This is a genomic window from Acidithiobacillus acidisediminis, from assembly GCF_023277115.1.
Lineage (GTDB): Bacteria > Pseudomonadota > Gammaproteobacteria > Acidithiobacillales > Acidithiobacillaceae > Igneacidithiobacillus > Igneacidithiobacillus acidisediminis.
The window spans coordinates 1375311-1395649 of sequence record NZ_JALQCS010000001.1 but is presented as its reverse complement, the minus strand read 5'-3'; the positions used below and the strand labels follow the sequence as shown (position 1 = coordinate 1395649).

General features: G+C 61.2%; 24 protein-coding genes. 6 read left to right on the top strand and 18 right to left on the bottom strand.

Annotated features, from left to right (window positions below; genetic code table 11):
* Positions 1–68 precede the first annotated feature (68 nt).
* The 14 genes from M5D89_RS07120 to M5D89_RS07055 form a co-directional block, all read right to left on the bottom strand.
* Positions 69–2423 (bottom strand): nitric oxide reductase activation protein NorD, encoded by a 2355-nt coding sequence (locus M5D89_RS07120; protein ID WP_248885139.1) that lies wholly within the window; start codon positions 2421–2423, stop codon positions 69–71.
* Positions 2424–2507: 84 nt separating this feature from the next.
* Entirely contained in the window at positions 2508–2729 is a 222-nt protein-coding gene (locus M5D89_RS07115; protein WP_248885138.1) for a hypothetical protein, read from the bottom strand.
* On the bottom strand, positions 2726–3349 hold the full coding sequence (parA, locus tag M5D89_RS07110; RefSeq protein ID WP_248885137.1) for a ParA family partition ATPase: 624 nt from the start codon (positions 3347–3349) through the stop codon (positions 2726–2728). The genes M5D89_RS07115 and parA overlap by 4 nt, the downstream gene beginning before the upstream one ends.
* A gap of 3 nt (positions 3350–3352) precedes the next feature.
* Entirely contained in the window at positions 3353–3631 is a 279-nt protein-coding gene (locus M5D89_RS07105) for a 4a-hydroxytetrahydrobiopterin dehydratase family protein (RefSeq protein ID WP_248885136.1), read from the bottom strand.
* Positions 3621–4067, bottom strand: coding sequence for a ferritin-like domain-containing protein (locus M5D89_RS07100; RefSeq protein ID WP_248885135.1), 447 nt, complete (start codon positions 4065–4067; stop codon positions 3621–3623). The genes M5D89_RS07105 and M5D89_RS07100 overlap by 11 nt, the downstream gene beginning before the upstream one ends.
* Before the next feature lie 15 nt (positions 4068–4082).
* Positions 4083–4421 (bottom strand): alpha-carboxysome major shell protein CsoS1, encoded by a 339-nt coding sequence (gene csoS1 / locus M5D89_RS07095; protein ID WP_248885134.1) that lies wholly within the window; start codon positions 4419–4421, stop codon positions 4083–4085.
* 75 nt (positions 4422–4496) lie between these two features.
* A complete protein-coding gene (gene csoS1, locus M5D89_RS07090; RefSeq protein WP_004871256.1) occupies positions 4497–4793 on the bottom strand; it encodes an alpha-carboxysome major shell protein CsoS1 in 297 nt (98 codons plus the stop codon).
* Between the two features lie 58 nt (positions 4794–4851).
* Positions 4852–5148 (bottom strand): alpha-carboxysome major shell protein CsoS1, encoded by a 297-nt coding sequence (gene csoS1 / locus M5D89_RS07085; RefSeq protein WP_004871256.1) that lies wholly within the window; start codon positions 5146–5148, stop codon positions 4852–4854.
* Positions 5149–5184: 36 nt separating this feature from the next.
* Positions 5185–5421, bottom strand: coding sequence for a carboxysome peptide B (locus M5D89_RS07080; RefSeq protein WP_248885133.1), 237 nt, complete (start codon positions 5419–5421; stop codon positions 5185–5187).
* A 10-nt stretch (positions 5422–5431) separates the two neighbouring features.
* Positions 5432–5683, bottom strand: coding sequence for an alpha-carboxysome shell vertex protein CsoS4 (gene csoS4, locus M5D89_RS07075; protein ID WP_248885132.1), 252 nt, complete (start codon positions 5681–5683; stop codon positions 5432–5434).
* On the bottom strand, positions 5680–7242 hold the full coding sequence (locus M5D89_RS07070; RefSeq protein WP_248885131.1) for a carboxysome shell carbonic anhydrase: 1563 nt from the start codon (positions 7240–7242) through the stop codon (positions 5680–5682). Before M5D89_RS07070 ends, csoS4 begins: the two co-directional genes overlap by 4 nt.
* 11 nt (positions 7243–7253) lie before the next feature.
* Positions 7254–9746 carry a CsoS2 family carboxysome shell protein gene (locus M5D89_RS07065; RefSeq protein WP_248885130.1) on the bottom strand — a complete coding sequence of 831 codons (2493 nt, stop codon included), beginning with the start codon at positions 9744–9746 and terminating at the stop codon, positions 7254–7256.
* Positions 9747–9807: 61 nt separating this feature from the next.
* The gene (locus tag M5D89_RS07060; protein WP_248885129.1) at positions 9808–10140 is read right to left on the bottom strand and encodes a ribulose bisphosphate carboxylase small subunit; all 333 of its coding nucleotides are present in this window, start codon (positions 10138–10140) and stop codon (positions 9808–9810) included.
* A gap of 39 nt (positions 10141–10179) precedes the next feature.
* A complete protein-coding gene (locus M5D89_RS07055) occupies positions 10180–11598 on the bottom strand; it encodes a form I ribulose bisphosphate carboxylase large subunit (protein ID WP_248885128.1) in 1419 nt (472 codons plus the stop codon).
* Between the two features lie 124 nt (positions 11599–11722).
* Here M5D89_RS07055 and M5D89_RS07050 point away from each other — a divergent pair, with 124 nt between their 5' ends.
* Positions 11723–12625 carry a LysR family transcriptional regulator gene (locus tag M5D89_RS07050; RefSeq protein ID WP_248885127.1) on the top strand — a complete coding sequence of 301 codons (903 nt, stop codon included), beginning with the start codon at positions 11723–11725 and terminating at the stop codon, positions 12623–12625.
* 5 nt (positions 12626–12630) lie between these two features.
* Here M5D89_RS07050 and M5D89_RS07045 read toward each other — a convergent pair whose 3' ends face one another.
* From M5D89_RS07045 to M5D89_RS07030, 4 genes are read right to left on the bottom strand one after another with little or no spacing between them, the layout of a single operon-like run.
* Positions 12631–13263, bottom strand: coding sequence for an HAD-IB family hydrolase (locus tag M5D89_RS07045; protein ID WP_248885126.1), 633 nt, complete (start codon positions 13261–13263; stop codon positions 12631–12633).
* Positions 13260–14276: a tRNA dihydrouridine(20/20a) synthase DusA gene (gene dusA / locus M5D89_RS07040; RefSeq protein WP_248885125.1), complete on the bottom strand. Its 1017-nt coding sequence runs from the start codon at positions 14274–14276 to the stop codon at positions 13260–13262. Before dusA ends, M5D89_RS07045 begins: the two co-directional genes overlap by 4 nt.
* Before the next feature lie 14 nt (positions 14277–14290).
* Positions 14291–14953, bottom strand: a complete 663-nt coding sequence (locus M5D89_RS07035; protein ID WP_248885124.1) for a YidH family protein — start codon at positions 14951–14953, stop codon at positions 14291–14293.
* A 51-nt stretch (positions 14954–15004) separates the two neighbouring features.
* Positions 15005–15607 (bottom strand): peroxiredoxin, encoded by a 603-nt coding sequence (locus tag M5D89_RS07030; protein ID WP_248885123.1) that lies wholly within the window; start codon positions 15605–15607, stop codon positions 15005–15007.
* 133 nt (positions 15608–15740) lie between these two features.
* Here M5D89_RS07030 and M5D89_RS07025 point away from each other — a divergent pair, with 133 nt between their 5' ends.
* From M5D89_RS07025 to M5D89_RS07005, 5 genes are read left to right on the top strand one after another with little or no spacing between them, the layout of a single operon-like run.
* Positions 15741–16103, top strand: coding sequence for a DsrE family protein (locus M5D89_RS07025; RefSeq protein ID WP_248885122.1), 363 nt, complete (start codon positions 15741–15743; stop codon positions 16101–16103).
* Between the two features lie 50 nt (positions 16104–16153).
* Positions 16154–17377: an FAD-dependent monooxygenase gene (locus M5D89_RS07020; protein ID WP_248885121.1), complete on the top strand. Its 1224-nt coding sequence runs from the start codon at positions 16154–16156 to the stop codon at positions 17375–17377.
* Positions 17367–18548, top strand: a complete 1182-nt coding sequence (locus M5D89_RS07015; RefSeq protein ID WP_248885120.1) for an FAD-dependent monooxygenase — start codon at positions 17367–17369, stop codon at positions 18546–18548. The genes M5D89_RS07020 and M5D89_RS07015 overlap by 11 nt, the downstream gene beginning before the upstream one ends.
* A 10-nt stretch (positions 18549–18558) precedes the next feature.
* Positions 18559–18807, top strand: coding sequence for an accessory factor UbiK family protein (locus M5D89_RS07010; protein WP_248885119.1), 249 nt, complete (start codon positions 18559–18561; stop codon positions 18805–18807).
* A 3-nt stretch (positions 18808–18810) separates the two neighbouring features.
* Positions 18811–20325 (top strand): YifB family Mg chelatase-like AAA ATPase, encoded by a 1515-nt coding sequence (locus tag M5D89_RS07005; protein WP_248885118.1) that lies wholly within the window; start codon positions 18811–18813, stop codon positions 20323–20325.
* Positions 20326–20339: the final 14 nt, after the last annotated feature.

Sequence of the window (20339 nt, the reverse complement as noted above, 5' to 3'; positions counted from 1 at the left end):
CAAGGGAAAAATCCGGTCATCATCACGCAGTCCACGGACTGAATCTGTAACAGCCATCCTTTTCTGCATTATTTCGTCATCGAAATGTACAGCTGTGGCAGTTTCTGGGGCAGGCTATCCACATGATCCAATACCAGATAATTACGCTGGCCAAAAATCCTGCTGACATATTCGTCGGCATAGGGATCGAGGGACAGACAGAAGGTACGGATGCCCTTGCGGGCCAGTTCCTCCACCGCGCGTTTGGTATCGAAGCGCAGGTACTGAGGATCGCGCACGTCGTTATCCGCCGGCTCGCCATCGGTGAGCAGGATCAATAATTTTTTCTGACTGGGGTGCTGATCCAGCAAGTGGCCGGCGTGGCGCAGGGCCGCGCCCATCCGGGTAGAGAGCTTGCCGCTCATGCCCGCCAGGCGCCCTTTCACCTTCTCGTCATATTCCGCCTCAAAGGCCTTGAAGGTATAGAACTCCACATCATGACGGCCGTTGGAGTCGAACCCGCAGAGCATAAAGGGATCACCAATCCGATCCAGGGCACCGGCCAGCAATACCGCCGCTTCCCGCGCCAACTGCAGGACCGTGACATCCCCCTCGCTGCGGGAGCGCAGTTTGTCATTGGTGGATTCTGAGAGATCAATGAGCAACATCACCGACAGATCCCGGATATGCAGGCGGGTGCGGATGCCAATGCGCGGGTCCGGCTGCTGTCCCATGCGGATATCAGTCATGGCGAGGATGGCGGCGTTGATATCGATGTCATCGCCGTCCTCCACCTTGCGCGTGCGTACTACCCCCTGGGGCTGGATCGCCTCGATCATCTTGCCGATCTTCTGTACCAAGGGTTTGTTGCGTAGCAGCATCTCGTCGATTTCGGCCGGGTCGCCCATCTTCGGGCGCTTTTCGTAGACCGTGGTCCAGAGAGGGCGCTCCAACTGGGTCTGATAGTCCCACTCGGAATAACTCACGGGTTGGGCGACGGGCTCCTTGCCTTCCTTTTCGTTGAAGGTCTTGCCGTCATCATCATAGAGCTCCGTCGCAAGGATCCAGATTTCCTGGGCGTCATCGCCGGCAAACTCCACATCCACGGCGTTGATCATCTCCATCAGGTTCACGTACTTGCGTACTTGGGGCTGACCACCGCTGAGGATGTCGACGTTGCCCGCCCCGGCAGCAGGCGTCCACAGATAGCGATTATCATCGCGATAGGGGCTGCGCGGCTGATCCTTCTGGGCCGAAAACTCCAGCCCGAGCTCCTTACTCAGCTCGGCCAGGGTCTCTGCTGCGCTCAGGAGGACACCGTAGGTATCCTCCTCGGCCGCCAGCACGGGCGGAAAGAGGGCCCGCGCCTGGGCGACCAAGGGATGGGCATCGCTGTACCCCTCTTCCATCAGGGCGTAGGCGGCGCGCTCGGCCAGTTCACCGAGGCGGACCTCTGTCTGGGGATTACGCACCGCCTCGCTGCGGCTCAGACGCTGCCAGAGGGGCAGCAATCCAGGGAATTTCTTGCCCGCCAAAGCCTCGATCCGGGCGTCTTCCAGCACGCCGATCCACAGTTTTTTCAGCGGCGTCGCGAGCTCAAAACGCAGGTCAAACTGGGATTCCGCCACATGGGCCGCCGCGTGGGCCACCGCCGCGCGATAGACCTCGAGGGCCGGCACCTTGTCCGTCTCGTCAACGACCACATCATCGTAGGCATCGGGTACGAAGAGGAAATAGTCTTCGATGTACGGTTGATAGCCGGTGCGGCTCTCGTAATCCCCCGAGGTGGGGCGCAAGAAGAAATCTCGCCCCCACAGGGCGCGCAGATACATATTGAGGCGGCGTTGCACATCGACGAAGAGGACACCACGGTGCTCTTGCTGCAGAACCGCCAGGGCCTGAGGGGTTTCCAGGCCAAAAAACTCTGCCTGGGCGACAAAGTCATTGCGGTAGGCAGAAATCCCCCACGCCGCCCAGCGACGCAGACCACCCAGGGTCATCTGTTCCAGCAATACCTCGATCTTGCCCAGCATGGGGCGCACACCGCGGGGTGCCTGGGCCAGCAGTTGGTCAATGAGGAGGAGATAACCGCGAAACAGGTCGATCTCGCCCAAGCGCTGGGCGACGGTAGGGGCAGTGGAAAAGAATAGGTCCAGGACCTCGGCACTGGTCTTGGAAAACATGCGGATGGCTGTGGAGAGCATCTCGAATACCGCCTGCTCACCAATCTCCCGTGCCACATGGGGCCCTGCCTCGATGAAGCTGAGCACGAGGTCCACGCCCCGCCCCAGGGACTTCAGGCTGCGCGCCCCTTCCAGATAGGCCTCGAGCCCGCGCTTGCTGAAGATCCGCGCAGCCTCATGCCAGTTCGCCTCGAGCACTTGGCTGGCATCCTCGCCAAGCGCTTCGAGTACGTCGGGATAGTCTGTCAGCAATATAGCCATAGGGGCGCTGGCAATCCTCCGGGTAAATGGGAGCGCGACCGCTGTGGCGATCGTCCAAGACCCACGATGATGATGGGAGGTGGGTCAGTCCGGCCAGATACGCTGGGGATTGAGCTCTCGACCGCCACCCGCGTTGAGGTCGCTGCTCGCCTCCGCCGTCTTTGCTACGCGCGCCTTGCTGGACAGGCTCGCCGCGGTCTTGCTGGTGGATTCTGACTCCGCCGCCACAGGGCTCTTGGCCGTCGTGCTCCGCCGCCGTGGACTCTGCATGCTCGCGTTGAGCTTATTTTCCAATGTACTGGTCATTTCAGCACCTCCTCGATGAGTTCCTCGATTTCCGCAACCGCCGCCGTGCCCCGCTTGCCCATCTGATAGACACTCTTGCCCTCGACCGCCGCATTCCGATAGATCGCCCGACGGGCAACCTGCACCGAAAGCACCGGCAGGCCCAGGGTGGCAATGGCATGTTCCGCCGCCCGAGACAGGGCACTGCGTCCCTCGGCCTGATTCAGCACCAGCGCCGCCCGCACGGACTTGCGCTGCTGCAGGATCGCCTGAATGGCCTCGACACTCCGCTGGCTGGCCCAGAGATCCAAGGGCGACGGCAGCACGGGCACCAGCACCATATGGGCCTGGACAAGGGCCTTCTGGGTCTCCTGCGCCTCAAGCGCCGGGGGGCAATCCACTACCACGTAGGGCTGCTTGAGGGTGGCCAGATCGCCGTCGAGCAAGTGGGATCCGGCCACCGTCATCCCCTCGCCCTCGGCCTCACTCCATTCGGCCCAGCGCCCCAGGCTACCCTGGGGATCGGCGTCCAGCAGCAGGGTACTGCCCCGCTGCGCCAGTCCAGCAGCCAGGTTCCAGGCCAAAGTGGTCTTACCGCAACCGCCCTTGGCATTGAACAGCACGATGCGCCGCGAGGCCATGGGTTACTCGACCGTTGCCGCGTAGGCCGCCTGGGCGGCGTGGGCGAAGGCGGCGAGTCGCGGATCGACGAGATCGCCCTCAAACTGCACCGCAACCACCGCGTAATCCCGGGCAAAATTGAGATCAGGATAATACCCCGTCGCCTCCGACAGCTCGCTCAGGCGATCCAAAAACGCCCGCGTCGCGGCGTAGTCCGCAAAGCGGAAGCGTCGGCTCCAAGCCAAGGGCCGTTTCCGCTCTTCCCAGCCTTCGGGGCAGGAGAGTGTCGCGTCATCCGCCATGGGCCGCTCCGGTCATGGAGGCGATGGTTTCCTGCAGATGTGCTAGATGGCCTTGCTCATCTTCGAGTAACTGCGCGAAGAGCCCTGCCGCCTGATCGTCCCGCACCCTGCGGCTGAAACCGAGGGCCTCAGCATAGAGTTCCACCGCCGACCACTCGATCGCCAGGTCTTGCTCGAGCATCTCCCGCAAATCCCTGCCCGGCCGCGACGGGCGCAGACTCCCGGCACTGGGCGCCACCCCAGAACGCAGCAGTTGATCGCTCAACATGCCTGCATGCTCGAGTTCCTCCCGGGACTCCTTGGCAAAGCTGTCCGCCCAGTCCTGCCAACCCCAAAGACGACAGAGGCGGGACTGCACGAGATACTGCTGTACTGCCAGGAACTCGTGATTCAGCGCTTGACCGAGGAAGCCAACGACGCGGGGATGAGGTCGCAAGACGCCGTCCCGCCCTTAGCTCTGTACCGTACTGACTTCGCCATCGCGACCACCGCCATCTGCCGTGGGGGCCGTTGGCAGGATGTTCTCTACCTCAGAGTGCACCCGGGCAATGATATGGGCGGCGACCAAGCCGTCCCCAACCCGCTCGCAGGCGTCCGCACCGGCACGTACCGCTGCGTTGACGGCGCCCGTCTCACCGCGCACCAACACCGTCACGTAACCACCGCCCACGAACTGCCGGCCGATCAGGCGCACTTCTGCGGCCTTGGTCATGGCGTCCGCCGCTTCAATGGCTGGCACTAGACCCCGGGTCTCGATCATCCCCAACGCAATACCTGTTACTGCTGCCATCATCTACCTCCTTCCATCTTCGAGGGAGAGGGACACGGCGATGGATCATCGCCGCGCCACATCCGCAAGACCAGATCAGGCCGTGGGGGCCTTGGGCAGGATGTTCTCTACCTCGGAGTGCACCCGGGCGATGATGTGGGCGGCAACCAGACCGTCACCCACCCGCTCGCAGGCGTCCGCACCGGCACGTACCGCTGCGTTGACGGCGCCCGTCTCACCGCGCACCAACACCGTCACGTAACCACCGCCCACGAACTGACGGCCGATCAGGCGCACTTCTGCGGCCTTGGTCATGGCGTCTGCCGCTTCAATCGCCGGCACCAAACCCCGCGTTTCGATCATCCCCAACGCAATACCCGTTACATCTGCCATTGTTGTCTCCTAAACAATCCAAAAATCTTTGGGAACCCGACTGCCCACACCCGCCACTTTAGGCGGTGGGGGCCTTGGGCAGGATGTTTTCCACTTCCGAATGCACGCGCGCGATGATGTGCGCGGCTACCAGGCCGTCACCCACCCGCTCGCAGGCGTCCGCACCGGCACGCACCGCCGCGTTGACGGCACCCGTCTCGCCACGGACGAGGACGGTCACATAACCACCACCCACGAACTGACGGCCAATCAAGCGCACTTCTGCGGCCTTGGTCATGGCGTCCGCCGCTTCAATCGCCGGCACCAACCCCCGCGTTTCGATCATTCCCAGAGCAATACCCGTTACGTCTGCCATTGTCACCCCTCCTAACAGAGATAAAACCCGAACCCGTCAAGGTTCCCAAAAATCGATGATGCCACCAATGGTGAGGTCGGTGAGGACCTCGAAATCGCCCTGGGCATACCGCGCCGCAGAGCCAGAAACCGTAAAGACCCACTTCCCCTCCGGGACCCCCACCGGATCTGTCGCAACGACGGTCCTTCCCGTCGCATCCTGGAGGACACGCAGGGAGGCCTGCTTGAGCCCCGGGATCCTCCGCGTGGTCACCAGATCGGCCTGTACGCGCATGATCTCCATCTCAGGCTGGGTTCCAGTTATCGATGATGCCGATGATGGTGAGATCCGAGGGATAGTCTTTCGATCCCGCGGCCTCCCGCGCCGCCGATGACCCCACACAGATCACCCAATCGCCCGGGATACAGCCCACCGAATCAACCGCCACCGAGCGGGTACCACCTTCCTTTTCCTGCACCACGAGCAAGGGACGATGCCCCATTTCGGCAATCCGATTGGTAGAAACCAATGTCTTTTCCACCCGCATGATTCTCATGTCAAAACCACCTCCTCCAACACACTACCCAGAGGCATGTCCTGTACACTGCCATGTAGATACAACCAACCGCCCTGATCCAGTTGCGCATAGCGCTGCCTGATCGCCGCCGCAACACGCTGTAACTTAGCCACAACGCGCTCGCGATTGCCGGGTACCCGGGAGTCATAGCGATAATGCAGAGCCATAGGAATGGGCAACTGCCGCTCTATATTGAGGTGCTTGAAAATCTTGATCCCCACGTCGAGGTCAGCGGCGCCCTCCTCCACCGTATCCAGGCGGGCGTAGTAGGCCAGGTTACGCACCTGCAATTCCTGAAAGCCGTCTCCGGCGCTGATGAAGCGCTCTCCGTGCCCTCGATCCGGATGCCAACCACCCACCCTCTCAGCAACGTACTCGATCTGGCTCAGATTCTTGATCAGCAGGGTGGCGATCAGCCGGCGCATGCCGTCATGGGGCATTCCCTCCCCTTGCCCCCAGCCGCTGGTCTCGGCGGCGGACCGGATGGCTTCGTAGACCGCCAAACGGGCGCGATCCCCATCCATTTCCAGGGTCTGCCGATATAATTGGGCATTGTCGACATAGCGATACGCGCTGAGATTGCCTTTGGCATCGGGCACATGGATGCGGATCGCATCCGTATCTGTATCGACACCAATCAAGAGAATATCGGTACTGGCTCCACAACAAAACGCATTTTCGATGGCGTCTCGGAAGTCCTGCAGGCGTTGCAGCGCGGCCTCCAGGGCCTGACTCTCGTTACTCCCGTGGGCTGCACAACCTTGATGGGTCGGGTCCAGAGAACTGCCGTGGTACACCGCCACCTTCAGATAGCGGCTGGGGACGTCAGCTGTGGTCGGAAAACCCTCCCGAAAGCGCCGCAACTCCGTCGCTTGCCAGTCCTCCACATCTTTCTCGATATCAAAGAGCGTGCCGGCGAAGGCGCTACGCCGCAGCAAATCCCCCGCCGGGAGACGCAAGATATAGGGAAACAAGCCTTTCAAACGACCATCGGCGCAGGCCGAAATATTGACCGCATGGAAACCACATTCCACGAGTGTCGCATCGATATTCTCGCCGGCCTGCAACTCCTCACGGATGCGCCGTGCGAAGCGTTCCACCCCCAGCTCCAGGGCCGAGAAGGTCGCGTGGGCGAACAACGCCCGCATGTCCAACCCCCGTACCCAGGCGTTTTCCAGCAGTGCTTCCGGCAGCACAAAGCCGAGCCGTTCTTGGGCCAGACGCTGTGCCTCCTCGACGTAGCCCGGCCCCAGCCCCCGCGCCGCCAGATCCTGCAAGAGCGGGATGATGGCATCGAAGCGACTCTTGATACCCTCTTCGCACTGAGCCAGACGATCATTCTCCTGCCGGTTGCTCAGCGCATGATGGCAAGAGCGATACGGCAAGGTACTACACGCTGGGTGCACTGCCGCTTCACCGGCGGCGTTGAGGGGTGCTTGCACCCCGGCATGGGCAGAAAAACGTTGCGCCATGGGCATCGCCGCCACCGCAGGCGGAGCGCTTTGCCGCAAGTATCGCGTCTTTTTGCGTGTGTCCATGCTCGCCCGCCTCAGCCCCGCGCGCCGCCAGAGTAGGTCACAGCCGCGCCCTTACGAGCACTCCCGCTGCTACCCGTTACCTTGGAATCGCCCACCGGTGCCGCCAGAGCCTGATTGCGATTCTGAGCGGCACTCATGACGCAAGAGCGAACCGCTCCCCGCTGGGTCGGATTACGCCCCTGGGCCCAGGCCCCTTCGGTACCTGTGACGCGCTCATTGCGACTCCAGTCATCCCCGGTGATCTGCCATGCGCCACGCTCCGGAGCAAGCGTTTCTGCCCCTTCCTCTGAGGCTGCTGCTACGGGCATCGGCATGGCCGCCGCCGGCTGCACGTCGCGGCTGCGGAACTCCGGTGTGCCGGTAATCAGGCCACGTGCCAGGTTGACGGGCCCAGTGACGCGACCGCCTTGGTCAAAGGCATTGCCCGTGATTCGACCACGCCCCTGCCGTGCGGGCGGCACAATACTGAAGTCGTGGGGTGCAACGGGCGCCAGCACGGACGGAGCCACGGGAGCGACCGGTACGAACCGTTGGCTGGCTGCCGTCGCGGCCTCCTTGGCCAGGGCCTGCTGCTTATAGGCACAGCTGTCACAGGCACATGAGTTGCCCTGCTGGACAGCAGGTGCTGCTGGCGCAGCCTCCATCACCTCTCCCGCGTAGGGCGTTCCCGAGACTGCCAGGTCCGCTCCCGCTTCATTACCGGTGACGTGATCGGCTGGCTCCATGGGAGGGCCACTGACCCACTGCCCTTTTGCCGTCCGACTGACCGCGACTTTGGCTGCTTCTGGCTGCGGGGTGCTCGCGCAGTGGGCATAGTGCTCCTGCCCATGATATTCAATTCCGGTGACGGGCCAGCACCCTCCGTGCTCGTCACCGGTCATTTTTGGGCGGTGATCCATCCCCGTGCCCGTAATGACCGAACCGGCCAAACTGCTCATGCTTTGCACCTTGTCGACACCGCCACCGCACAGGCCAGCGCTGTTGTACCCGGTACCCGTTACCCGCTGGCAGGAGCCGGGCTCGTTACCGGTCACCTTTTCCGAACGATCCACCAGATTGCCCGTTACCCGCTGGCCGCGATCCGTCGCTACTACACCCACCTTGGCTGGTGCCGCTGCGGGCTTGGCGTTGCACATACCCTGATAGTTCTCGAGGCTCAGGTATTCCGTGCCCGTCAACTGGCGGCACTCTCCGGCTTCGAGACCGGTGATCTTCATACTGCTATCCACCGCCATGCCGGACACCATGCGTCCGGCAAAGGTATGGGTTTCTGCCACCTTGCTCGGTGCCCCATTGATGGTCATCTTGGCCACCCCAGCGTCCCAGTACTGGGAACCCGTGATGCTGCGCTGGGCGCCCGCTTCGTAGCCAGTCACCCGATTGGTACGGGATTCGTCGCTACCAGTCACGGGCAAGGCATTCTTCTGAGTGCTGCCCGTCACCACCTTGGCAGGGCGCTGGGTCAGTGCCGTATTACAGAAACTTTGGAAACCTTCACTGCTGAGGTATTCGGTTCCGGTAACAGCACTACAGGACCCAGCTTCATCTCCGGTCACGGAAGTCGAGCGACCCACCTGGGTTCCGGAGACTGCCTGACGCCCAGAGGTACTAGTTACCGCCACCTTGGGCGCATTGGCCTCGGGCCGGGTGCCGCAGAAGCGATCAAACTGCTCACTGCCCACATACTCGGTGCCAGTGATGGCTCGGCAACTGCCCGCCTCATTCCCGGTCACTGCCTTTTGCCGCTCTACCTGGGTACCGGTGACCGTCGACCCAGCGAGGGTCGTTCCCGCTTCGACCTTTTGTGGCACCCGATGCTTCTCAGCCCGTGCCTGACCAGCCCCCTTGGCCGCAGGCAAACGCCCACGCCCCTGTTGGGCCTGCTCTTCGCGACGCAGGCGAGCGAATTCCCGGGTACTGCCATTTTCCATATAGCGCAACCGGGCCGCTGCTGAACTCAAACCGCGCATGACCGTCAGGGCCGACTTGCCCTTTTGGGCCAGGGTCTGACGCCGCGCCTGACACAGGCGCCGCACCGAAGAACCCCGCCAGGCAAAGGCCTCGGGTTGGGTTTCTGCGATATCACATACAGAATCGAGGAATTCCTCTTCCACCCCGGGAATCAAGGCTGGGGCCTGCTCCGCGGCGGACGAACTGACCGACTGGGCGGAAGATGGCGTAATGCCATCACTGGGGCGCTGGCCACGGCGCCGCGGACGGCGCTGCTCGGGATCTGACCAACACTGGGCACCGGAACAACGCATGGCCCGATGGGCCAAGGCGGCCTCGCGGCCGCGACTGCGTTGGACCTGATTTTCTGGATGCACCTCGGGCGCGACGACTGCCGTTGCAGCCTTCGCCACCGGAGTATCAGACTTTGGCGCAGTAGGCACGGACGCCGTTCTACTGATCTTGCCGTCTTGCTTGCGCACGGCCTGCTGGCGCCGTTTCTCCTGCGCCAAAGCCCGACCACGCAAGTGACCGGATGCAGATACTTCAGACATAACTGTCCCCCTTTAGTACCGCCGTCACCCTAGGCAACGGCGGCATCGACGACGAGCCCGTTCAGGAACCGCGATACACCACAAAGGCCAGACCTTGGCTCTGGGTGTAGTTGTCGTATCCGATCAAACGGACCAGGTGCTTGGGGTATTCACGCCGGCAGGCTTCCAGTTCCGCCAGCACCGTGTCCACGTTCCGCTCACCAAACATGGGGAGCTTCCACATGAACCAGTAGTGGTTGAAGGAATTTTCGGGCTCCACGTGCTCCACCGCCGGGTTCCAGCCCTGGGCGACGATGTACTGGATCTGAGCCCGAATCTGCTCAGCGGACATGGGCGGCAGGTACGAGAACGTCTCATAGCGCCGCGTCTGCTTGTAATCTTGAACTTCAGCCATAATAGACTCCTTCCTGAAGCGAATGAGGTTGCCGGGAGATCAACGGTTCTGCACGTCGAGCTTGTCGACGGTATCGAACTCGAACTTGATTTCCTTCCAGGTTTCCAGAGCGATTTTGAGCTCAGGCGAGTGACGAGCAGCATTGGTCAGGATTTCCTTTCCTTCCCGCTCCAGCTCGACGCCCCGGTTGCGGGCCTCGACACAGGCCTCCAGGGCCACGCGGTTGGCCGCCGCACCCGCAGCATTGCCCCAGGGGTGACCCAAGGTGCCACCGCCAAACTGCAACACGGAGTCATCGCCAAAGATGTTGACCAACGCCGGCATGTGCCACACGTGGATACCACCCGAGGCCACCGCAAAGGCACCCGGCATCGCGCCCCAATCCTGATCGAAGAAGATACCGCGGTTGCGGTCTTCAGGGACGTAGGACTCGCGCAGCAGGTCGATCCAGCCCAGGGTAGAGGCCCGGTCGCCTTCCAGCTTGCCGACGACGGTACCCGTATGCAGGTGATCGCCACCCGACAGACGCAGGGCCTTGGTCAGCACTCGGAAATGGATACCATGATGGGGGTTACGGTCGATCACGGCGTGCATGGCGCGGTGGATGTGCAGCAGCACCCCATTCTTGCGGCACCAACGGGCCAGACCGGTGTTGGCGCAGAAGCCGCCGGTGAGGAAGTCGTGCATGATGATGGGCATGCCCAGTTCCTTGGCGAACTCGGCGCGCTCATACATCTCTTCGGGAGACGGGGCGGTGACGTTCAGGTAGTGACCCTTGCGCTCACCCGTCTGGGCCTCGGCGTTGTGAATGGCGTCGGCCACGAAGAGGAAACGGTCACGCCAGCGCATGAAGGGCTGGGAGTTGACGTTTTCGTCATCCTTGGTGAAGTCCAGACCGCCACGCAGGGCTTCGTACACGGCACGACCGTAGTTCTTGGCCGAGAGGCCGAGCTTGGGCTTGATGGTACAACCCAGCATGGGGCGACCGTACTTGTCGAGCTTGTCACGCTCCACCTGGATGCCGTGGGAGGGACCGTTACAGGTCATCACATAGGCGAGCGGGAAACGCACGTCTTCCAGACGCAAGGAGCGCACAGCCTTGAAGCCAAAGACGTTACCCACCAACGAGGTAAAGACGTTGACCACAGAGCCTTCTTCGAAGAGATCGATGGGGTAGGCAATGAAGGCATAGAATGCCGTATCGTCACCCGGCACGTCCTCGATCCGATAGGCGCGACCCTTGTAGTAGTCCATATCGGTCAAGAGATCGGTCCACACCGTGGTCCAGGTGCCGGTGGAGGATTCTGCCGCTACCGCAGCCGCCGCCTCTTCCCGATCCACCCCGGCCTGCGGGACGATCTTGAAACACGCCAACAAATCAGAGTCCAACGGCACGTAGTCCGGAGCCCAATACGTGTGGCGGTACTCCTTGACGCCGGCTTCATATTTACCAGCCATAGATCCCTCCTAGAAATGTCAAACCAACCCAAGCTGCAGATATTTGTCCATGGGCGAATGTACAGAGCCGCTACTGTAGGGTAAAGTAAAAGATAATTAACGTTACCTTTTGGAGAAGCAAAAGTTGTCTATTCGCCACATCACACTACACCAGTTACGAATATTCACGGTGTTGGGCCGGCATCTTAACATGACCCGAGCGGCAGCGGAATTACATCAGACACCCTCGGCATTATCTCTGCAAATCAAACAGTTATCAGAGAATATTGGGTCACCATTGTATGAGCAAATTGGCAAAAAATTATATTTGACCCCCACCGGCGAGGCGGTGGAACAGGCGGGACAGGACATTCAGCGACGCCTGGAGAACCTGATGCAGGAGCTGGATGCCCAGCGCAATCTTGATCGTGGCCTGCTCCGTCTCTCCATCATCTCTACCGCCCAGTACTTTGCCCCACGTCTCATCGGCAGCTTTTGCCAGAGCCACCCAGGGATCGAGGTCCGCTTGGAAATCGTCAATCGCGACGCCATCCTCCTTCGCCTGAAACAGAATCTCGATGACATCTACATCATGGGCCAGGTGCCCGAGGACATTGACGGGGTGGCGGAGCCTTTTATGGATAACCCCATTGTGGTGGTGGCCCCGGCGGACCATCCCTTGGCGACAGAAGCGCAGATTTCCCCGACCCGCCTCGCCCAGGAGCCCTTCATCCTGCGGGAAGAGGGCTCTGGCACTCGCCTGACGGCGGAAAACTTTTTCGCCGAACGGCAGATTCAGCTGCGCGTGCGCATGACCATGAGCAGCAATGAGGCAGTGAAGCAGTTGGTGGCCGGGGGCTTGGGGCTCGCGGTCCTATCGCGCAATACCGTGGCGGCGGAGGCGGCGGCCGGAGATATCATTATCCTCGATGTGGCGGGCTTTCCCATCCTCCGCAACTGGCATGCGGTACACCGCAAGAACAAGCAGTTGTCTGCGGTGGCACAACGCTTCCGCGCCTTTCTATTGCAGGCACAGGCCCTGGGCTGAAAGGCTCAATCCAGGGGGGGAAGCGCCCTGCCGAAGGCATTGCCCTTGCAGATGCAGACTGGGTGTCGCGCCATCTGCAGCATCTCCCGATCGCCACGGCTATTGCCATAGGCATAGTCCAGCTGCTCGATGCCCAGCTCTTCCCGCAGACGCCGGGCCTTTTCCGGACCAAAGCAATTGGCACCCGCCAGCTTGCCCGTCACCCGATCCTCCCCATCTCGCGCCAGCTCCGTGGCGATGACCTGGGCAAAGCCCACGGACAAGGCCCAGGGGCGGGCGTAGACGCCGAGAGTTGCGGTCACCAGCACCAGTCGATCGCCCCGCTCCCGGTGTGCCAAGAAACGCTGCCAGACCCCAGGCAGGAGCAGGGGCGTCATGCCTTGGGCGGCAAAATGCTGTCCCTCAGCCTGAACACTGGCGTAGCTCCTCCCCCCCAGACACCGCGCCAAAACCCGTTCTTTGGTCTCGGCATTGCTCTGCCGATGGAGGCCATAGGCCAGGAGGTCAGGTAAGGAACGAAGGAGGAGCAGACTGGCCTGCCGGGTGCCCAGGGCATGGTAGAGAAAATGGGCGAGGGTCTCGCTCCGAGTCAGGGTGCCATCCAGATCAAAGGCTACCCAGGGGCCGCCGCTGCTCATGGCGCCGGGCTCGCCGAGGAGAGCGGGGTAGCTTCAGTCCTGCTGGGGGGCAGAAGTTCTCCCTCAGGCTGCCAGTTCTCAATCCGGCGCAGGAAGCCTGCGGCGGATTCCTCGGCGCGGGCGGTACCCAGGAGGCGCCGCCAAGCCTTGGCCCCGGGATGGCCAGCATAGAGACCATGGAGATGGCGAGCCAAACGCGGGGCCGGCAAGGCGCCCCCCCAGGACGCCGCATATGCCTGCAAACCCTCGCGCACGGCATGGGGCTGCGGGAGAGTCCCACGACGGCCCAAGGCCCGTTCCACTTCCGCCAATATCATGGGCTGGTGGTAGGCTATCCGGCCGAGCATGATTCCATCCACCCACGGCCACTGTTCCATGATTTCCTCGACGCTACGCAGTCCCCCATTGAGTTCGATGCGTAGCTGCGGAAAATCCTGCTTCAGCTGGGCCACCCAGTCCCAACGCAGGGGCGGGACTTCTCGGTTCTCGGCGGGATTGAGCCCCTTCAACCAGGCATTGCGTGCATGCACGATGAAGTGCTGACAAGCCCCGGCCGCGACCGTTCTTACAAAATCGGCCAAGCGCTCATAGTCCTCCACTCGGTCCAGGCCCAGGCGATGCTTCACACTGACCGGCAGGCCACTACTGGCCAGGGCATCAAGCAACTCGCGAACCAGCGCCGGACTGTGCATCAGGCAGGCTCCAAATCGACCTTTCTGTACCCGTGGCGAGGGGCAACCGACGTTGAGGTTGAGTCCCGTATAACCGTAATCACACGCCACGCGCGCAGCGCGGGCCATGGACTCGGGATTATCCCCACCGAGCTGCAAGATCAGGGGGAGCTCCGGCGCGCTGAAGCCCAGGTATCGCTCTGGGGTTTTCCCCAAGAGAATGGCCGGCGTGGTGACCATTTCGGTGTACAGCAGGCAACTGGGGCAGATCAGGCGCAAAAAGACCCGGCAATGGCGGTCGGTCCAGTCCATCATGGGGGCAACGGAGAGGGTTGGTGTCATCCAATTGTCGTCCATCACGCCTTGGCCTCAGCCAGAATCCACAGCAGGCGCAGCATCCCTATGCCCAGCAGGAAAAGCGTCAGCAAAAACACGGTATAACGCCAGTGATGCACAGCACACTGCCCTTGACGAATATCGTGGAGTGTCGCCGCGAGGCCCCAAAAGCCCAGCATGAGAAGAATGCCGGCAAAGGCGAGAAAGAGACCGTTACTCCCTTGCAAGCGGTGCAAGAGCGGCACCGGTTGGTGCAGGAGGAGGGAGAATTTGCGCAGAAAGAAATCGAATTTTGCCAAAACAAAGGCAAGAGCGAGGCTGCTCAGCGCTGTGCGCGTCCAGGATAGAAAAGTCCGCTCCGCCGAAAAGTATACCCGTGGGTCGTGCATTTCCTTCGCCGCGACAGAAGGCCCTTGCGAAAGCGCAAGCAAATCGCGCCAGAAAATGGGGATCAAGACAAAGAGCGCGAGCACCGCGGGGATGGTCAGAACGTGGTACAAGGCCAAGAAAAAGGGCCGCAGGCGCTGATCATGAAAAAACACCAATGCCACCATAGCCTTGCGTGCCAACAAGCCAGCGCCAAAAGCAATGATGATGAATTTGATGGCGGCCAGGTAGCTGCGCTCCATGCTCAGATAGAGGCGCGGCTCTCGCAGGGCCAGCAATTTCTTGCGCAGCAGCATGGCACTTATGGTCGATCCTGGGAGCCCAGGATCGACGCAACCGCTCTCGGCTCAGAGGTCCTTGGCGTGCTCACCGAGGTAGGCGGCGACCCCCTCGGGATTCGCCTTCATTCCGGCCTTGCCCTTCTCCCACTGCGCTGGGCAAACCTCACCATGCTCCTCAAAGAACTGCAGGGCATCGACCATACGGATCATTTCGTCGATATTCCGTCCCAAGGGCAGATCATTCACCACCTGATGACGCACCAATCCATCCCGGTCGATCAAGAATGAGCCACGCAGAGCAACGGATTCGTCGAGCAGGACGTCATAGTCACGCGCGATCTGCTTGGTCAAGTCGGCGACCATGGGCAACTGGATGTTGCCGATACCGCCCTTGTTCTCTGGCGTATTCTTCCACGCCAGGTGCGTGAAGTGAGAGTCGACGCTACAGGCGATGACTTCTGTTTTGCGCGCGTGAAACTCAGACAAGCGGTGATTGAAGGCAATAATCTCGGATGGGCAAACGAAGGTGAAGTCGAGAGGGTAGAAAAACAGCACGGCGTACTTGCCTTTGATGTGCTGGGAAAACTGGAATTTTTCATTGATGCTATTGTTGGGCATCACTGCGGGGGCAACAAAATCCGGGGCTTTCTTACCAACGAGTACAGCCATGACTCACCTCCTGAGCTGATGGAACGTAAGTGGCAAGCATAGCCCAGGAGCACCGATCTGTCTCTATTTCATCAGAATCTGTACTTGTACTAAACTTCAAATGTCTCACACCTGATTGAAGGAGCACCAGCAAATGGCCCATTTTTTTGTCAACATCACCCATGCCGGCAACGACCTCGATCGCGCCACCGTTGGCCTGGTTCTCGCCAAGAATGCCTTGGTCGAGGGCCATGAAGTCACCCTCTTCCTCTCCCTGGATGGCGTGCATCTGGCACGCTCGGATAGCTACCTGCACGGACTGCAGGAACCCACCTTTCCGCCGCTCCTGGAACTACGCGACTTCCTGGTCCAGAACGGTGCAAAATTCTGGATCTGCGCCGGCTGCTACAAAAAGCGTGGACTGGAGGAGGCCCATTTCATTCCCGAAGCCACCATGGCCAGCGCTGGCGAGGCCATCAAGACCATGGCCTCTGGCGTGGTACCCGTGTACTACTGATAAGCGGTTCCCGCTTGCCGGTCCAAGCGGGAACCCCTAGAGTATGGGGCATGGATTGCGACTTGCTCATCCTTGGCGATGGCCCCATTGCCCACAGTCTGGTGCTGGCTCTTGGCGCGTCTTCTCTGCGTGTTTGCGTGGTGGATACCAACCCCAATCGCACCAGCCCCCAGGGAGATAGCGAGAGGAGCGTAGCTCTGGCGCTGTCCTCCCTCCGTATCCTACGTTCCTTTGGCGTGCAGATCCCTGCAGAATCTCTGGGAGAAATCCGTCAAGTGCAGATTTCCCAGGCACGTAGCCCGGTGCGCGTGCAATTATCCCAGACATTGTTGCAGGCACCCGAGGGAGTGTTGGGTGCGCTACTGCCCCTGGACAACCTGCGCTCTGCTCTTCAAGAACAACTGCCAGCGGAGTCGCAACGCTTTCGGCGCTACTCCTGGGGGCCGCTGGAGGATTTCTCCTGGTTTCCCGATCGGATTCAGGTCCAGTGGGGAGAAGAGCGCACCTTGTCGGCCCGCTTACTGGTGTTGGCGGATGGTGGACATGGCAAGCTCCAGCGTTTGCTGTCTCTGCAACGGCGCGGCTGGGATCACAACCGCTATGCCTGCACGGCACGTGTGGGGCCAATCTCCGGCCCCGCAGGGGTGGCGTATGAACACTTTCTCGAGAGTGGTCCTCTGGCCCTGCTACCGCGTGCCGATGGACTCTTCTCCTTGGTCTGGAGCCTATTGCCCGGCGCAGCAAGCCGTCTGATGGGCGCATCCGATGCCACTTTCCTGCAACGCCTCAATGCAGAGCTACCTGCCGGCGTTGCCGGCTTTCATCAGGTGCAGGGGCGAGCACTCTATCCGCTTCATTTTCAGCAATTCTCCGCAACCGATACCAGCCGGGTGTTGCCCCTCGGGAATGCGGCACAGACCCTGCACCCCTTGGCCGGTCAAGGATATAATCTGGGTCTGCGTGATGTCGTTACCCTGGCAGCATTATTGCTAGAAGCGGAGAAAAAGGCAGTCGACATCGGTGACGCAACCCTGCCACGGGAATTTCAGCGGATTCGCCAACGGGATCGCTTGGAGACCATCGCATTCACCGAAGGAATGAACCGACTCTTCGCTCTTCCGCCCCTGCCCTGGCGTCTCGGCCGTGAACTGGCATTGCAGGCCTTGGAACATAATCCCTGGCTGAAAAAACACCTTGCCGCACGACTGGCAGGGATTGAACTGCCCTTTGCAAGTACCATTCCCACCCTAGAGAATGTCCGCCATGGCACATAACTTTGACATCCTCATTTCCGGAGCGGGGATGGTTGGGGCTGCGCTGGGGCTGGCCTTGCAACGGCAAGGCTTGCAAGTCGCCATAGCCGAGCGCCGTAGTGCCGAGCAATGCGGCACAGCCGATCCTCTGCAGCGCAGCAGTCTCATCAATGCCGGTGCCAGCGCATTTCTTGGCGCCCAGGGCATTGATATTCCCCGCCTCGGCACGGAAGTGATCGGGATGCGCGTCTGGGACGCCGAACAGGCAGGCAGTATCCAGCTGGATGCCGCCGACGTGGCAGCGCCCGCTCTCGGCTATATTTGCGAAAATCAGCGCATTGAGCAGAGTCTGCGCCACGCGTTCTCTGCTGCCGGTGGCAAATTGCTCTACAACTGCCAGTGGCAACAGGGCTTTGGCGATTCCACCAGAATTGCGCTGGAGGACCAGCAGGGCGAGGTCTACACTGCGCCATTACTCGCCATCGCCGAGGGAAGACAGTCTCTGCTGCGCCGGCAACTCATCCAGAGCAGTATTTTCCGTGAGGACTACGGGCAAGAGGCCATTGTGGCAACCGTGCAGATTGAACGTCCGCATCATGGCATCGCTTATCAACGCTTTCTGCCCACCGGCCCCATCGCCCTGCTTCCCTTTGCCGATGATGCACAGGGGTCTGCACAGGCCAGTCTGGTATGGAGCACACGGTCTCTCCAGGCGCGCCAGCTCTTTGAACTGCGCGATGATGAGTTTCTGCAGCGCTTACAGAACGCCTTCGGCCCTCAGCTTGGGCGTCTTCAAGACATTGGCAAACGCGGCAAATATCCGCTCTCGGCACTGCACGTAAATCGGTATGTCCAGGATCGTGTTGTGCTATTGGGTGACAGCGCCCATGGGGTGCATCCCTTGGCGGGCCTGGGGGTAAATCTGGGTTTCCGCGACGTGGCGGCCCTCAATACCGTCATTCAGCAGAGTCTGGAAAAACGCCTGGACTACGGGCGACGCGAGGCACTGCTCTCCTATCAGCGGCAACGGCGTCCTGATAATCTTCTTACTGTGTTGGCCTGCGGCGGTCTCAATCATCTCTTTTCCAATCGCAGCGCCCCCCTCGCGCGCCTACGCGATTTCGGTCTTTGGGGTACCAGCATGACCCCACCACTTAAACGTTTTTTCATTCGCCAAGCCATGGGTCTGTAAGGAGAGTGCTATGCAACGCCGTATTGCCGATGAAATTGCCGCCGCCATTGGCGACGCCGTGGCCCGTTTTGGGTCTGTGAAAGAGGACTTGGACAAACAACTCAAAACCGTGATCAGCAACGCCCTGGATCGACTGGATTTGGTCACCCGCGAAGAATTCGAAATCCAGCAGGAACTGAACACCCGCCTGGCAGCAAGGGTAGCAGCCCTGGAGGAGCGGTTGGCGAAACTGGCCGGGGAAGACAAAAAACAGGACTGAGACATGGCCCTCGCCCTACTGCGGAGCCGTGCGCCAGTAGGCATTCAGGCTGCCGAGGTCATGGTTGAATGCGACCTTGGCCCCGGCTTGCCGACTTTTGCCATTGTCGGTCTGCCTGAGGCGGCGGTAAAGGAATCCCGCGACCGGGTGCGCGCCGCTATCCATAACAGTGGCTTGGAGTTTCCGGCGCGGCGTATTGTCGTCAATCTTGCACCGGCGGACCTACCCAAGGAGGGCGGTCGCTTCGATTTGCCGATCGCCCTGGGCATTCTCGTCGCTAGTGGGCAAATTCCGCTGATTGCGGTAGAGGAAGGGCTGGAGTGCATCGGCGAGCTCGCTCTCGACGGCACCTTACGTAAGGTACCGGGGATACTCGCCTGCGCCTTGGCGGCACAGGCGGCTGGTCATGCCCTGGCCCTGCCCTTGTCCTGCGCCGGAGAGGCGCAGCTCGCGGCAGGTTGCCGCCTCTATCCCGCCGCGAACTTGGCGCAGCTTGTCGCCATCCTGCGCGGTGAAGCACGCCCGCCAGTCACGCCCACCCTGCCAGAATCCACGGGCGATAATGGCATTACCCTGGACCTCGCCGATGTGCGCGGCCAGGAACAGGCCAAACGTGCGCTGATCGTCGCTGCAGTGGGCGGTCACCACTTGCTGTTTTCCGGCCCTCCGGGCACCGGCAAGAGCATGCTCGCCGCCCGCTTACCGGGTCTCCTCCCGCCGCTGCGTGACGCCGAAGCACTGGAAGTCGCCGCCATTCAGAGTCTGCATGGCCTCTTCGACCCACAACACTGGCGTCGCCGCCCGTATCGCGCCCCGCATCACAGCGTATCGGCCGCAGCCTTGGTGGGCGGTGGTTCGCAACCCCGACCCGGGGAGATCAGCCTTGCCCATCATGGCGTGCTGTTTTTGGACGAGTTACCAGAGTTTTCGCGTAGCGTGCTCGAAGTGCTGCGCGAACCTCTGGAAACCGGGGAAATCCATATTGCGCGGGCGCGTCAGCGCGCCCATTTTCCGGCGCAATTCCAACTCGTGGCAGCGATGAATCCCTGTCCCTGTGGCAATCTTGGTAATCCAATACAAGCCTGTCGCTGTAACCCAGGCCAAATCGCCCAGTATCGTAATCGCCTTTCCGGCCCCCTCCTCGACCGCATCGACTTGCAGGTAGAGGTACCCGCTCTGTCGCCAGACTATCTGCAAAGCGCCTCCAGCGGCGCAAGTAGCGCGTTTTGGCGTGCGCGCGTGCATACTGCGCGCGAACAACAATGGCAACGCCAGGGTTGCTATAATGCGCAGCTGCAGGGGAAGGCCCTGGACCGCCACTGTGCGGTGGATCAGCAGAGTCAACAGTTTTTGCGTGTGGCTGCGGAACGCCTGGGGTTTTCGGCCCGGACCTATCATCGCTTGCTCCGTATCGCCCGCAGCATCGCTGATCTGGAAGAGGTCGAAAGCATTCGCCAGGAGCACCTCGCTGAGGCCATTCAGTACCGGCGCCTTGCCAATAGCTTGGCAACGGTCTGAGAGCGAGGGTACAC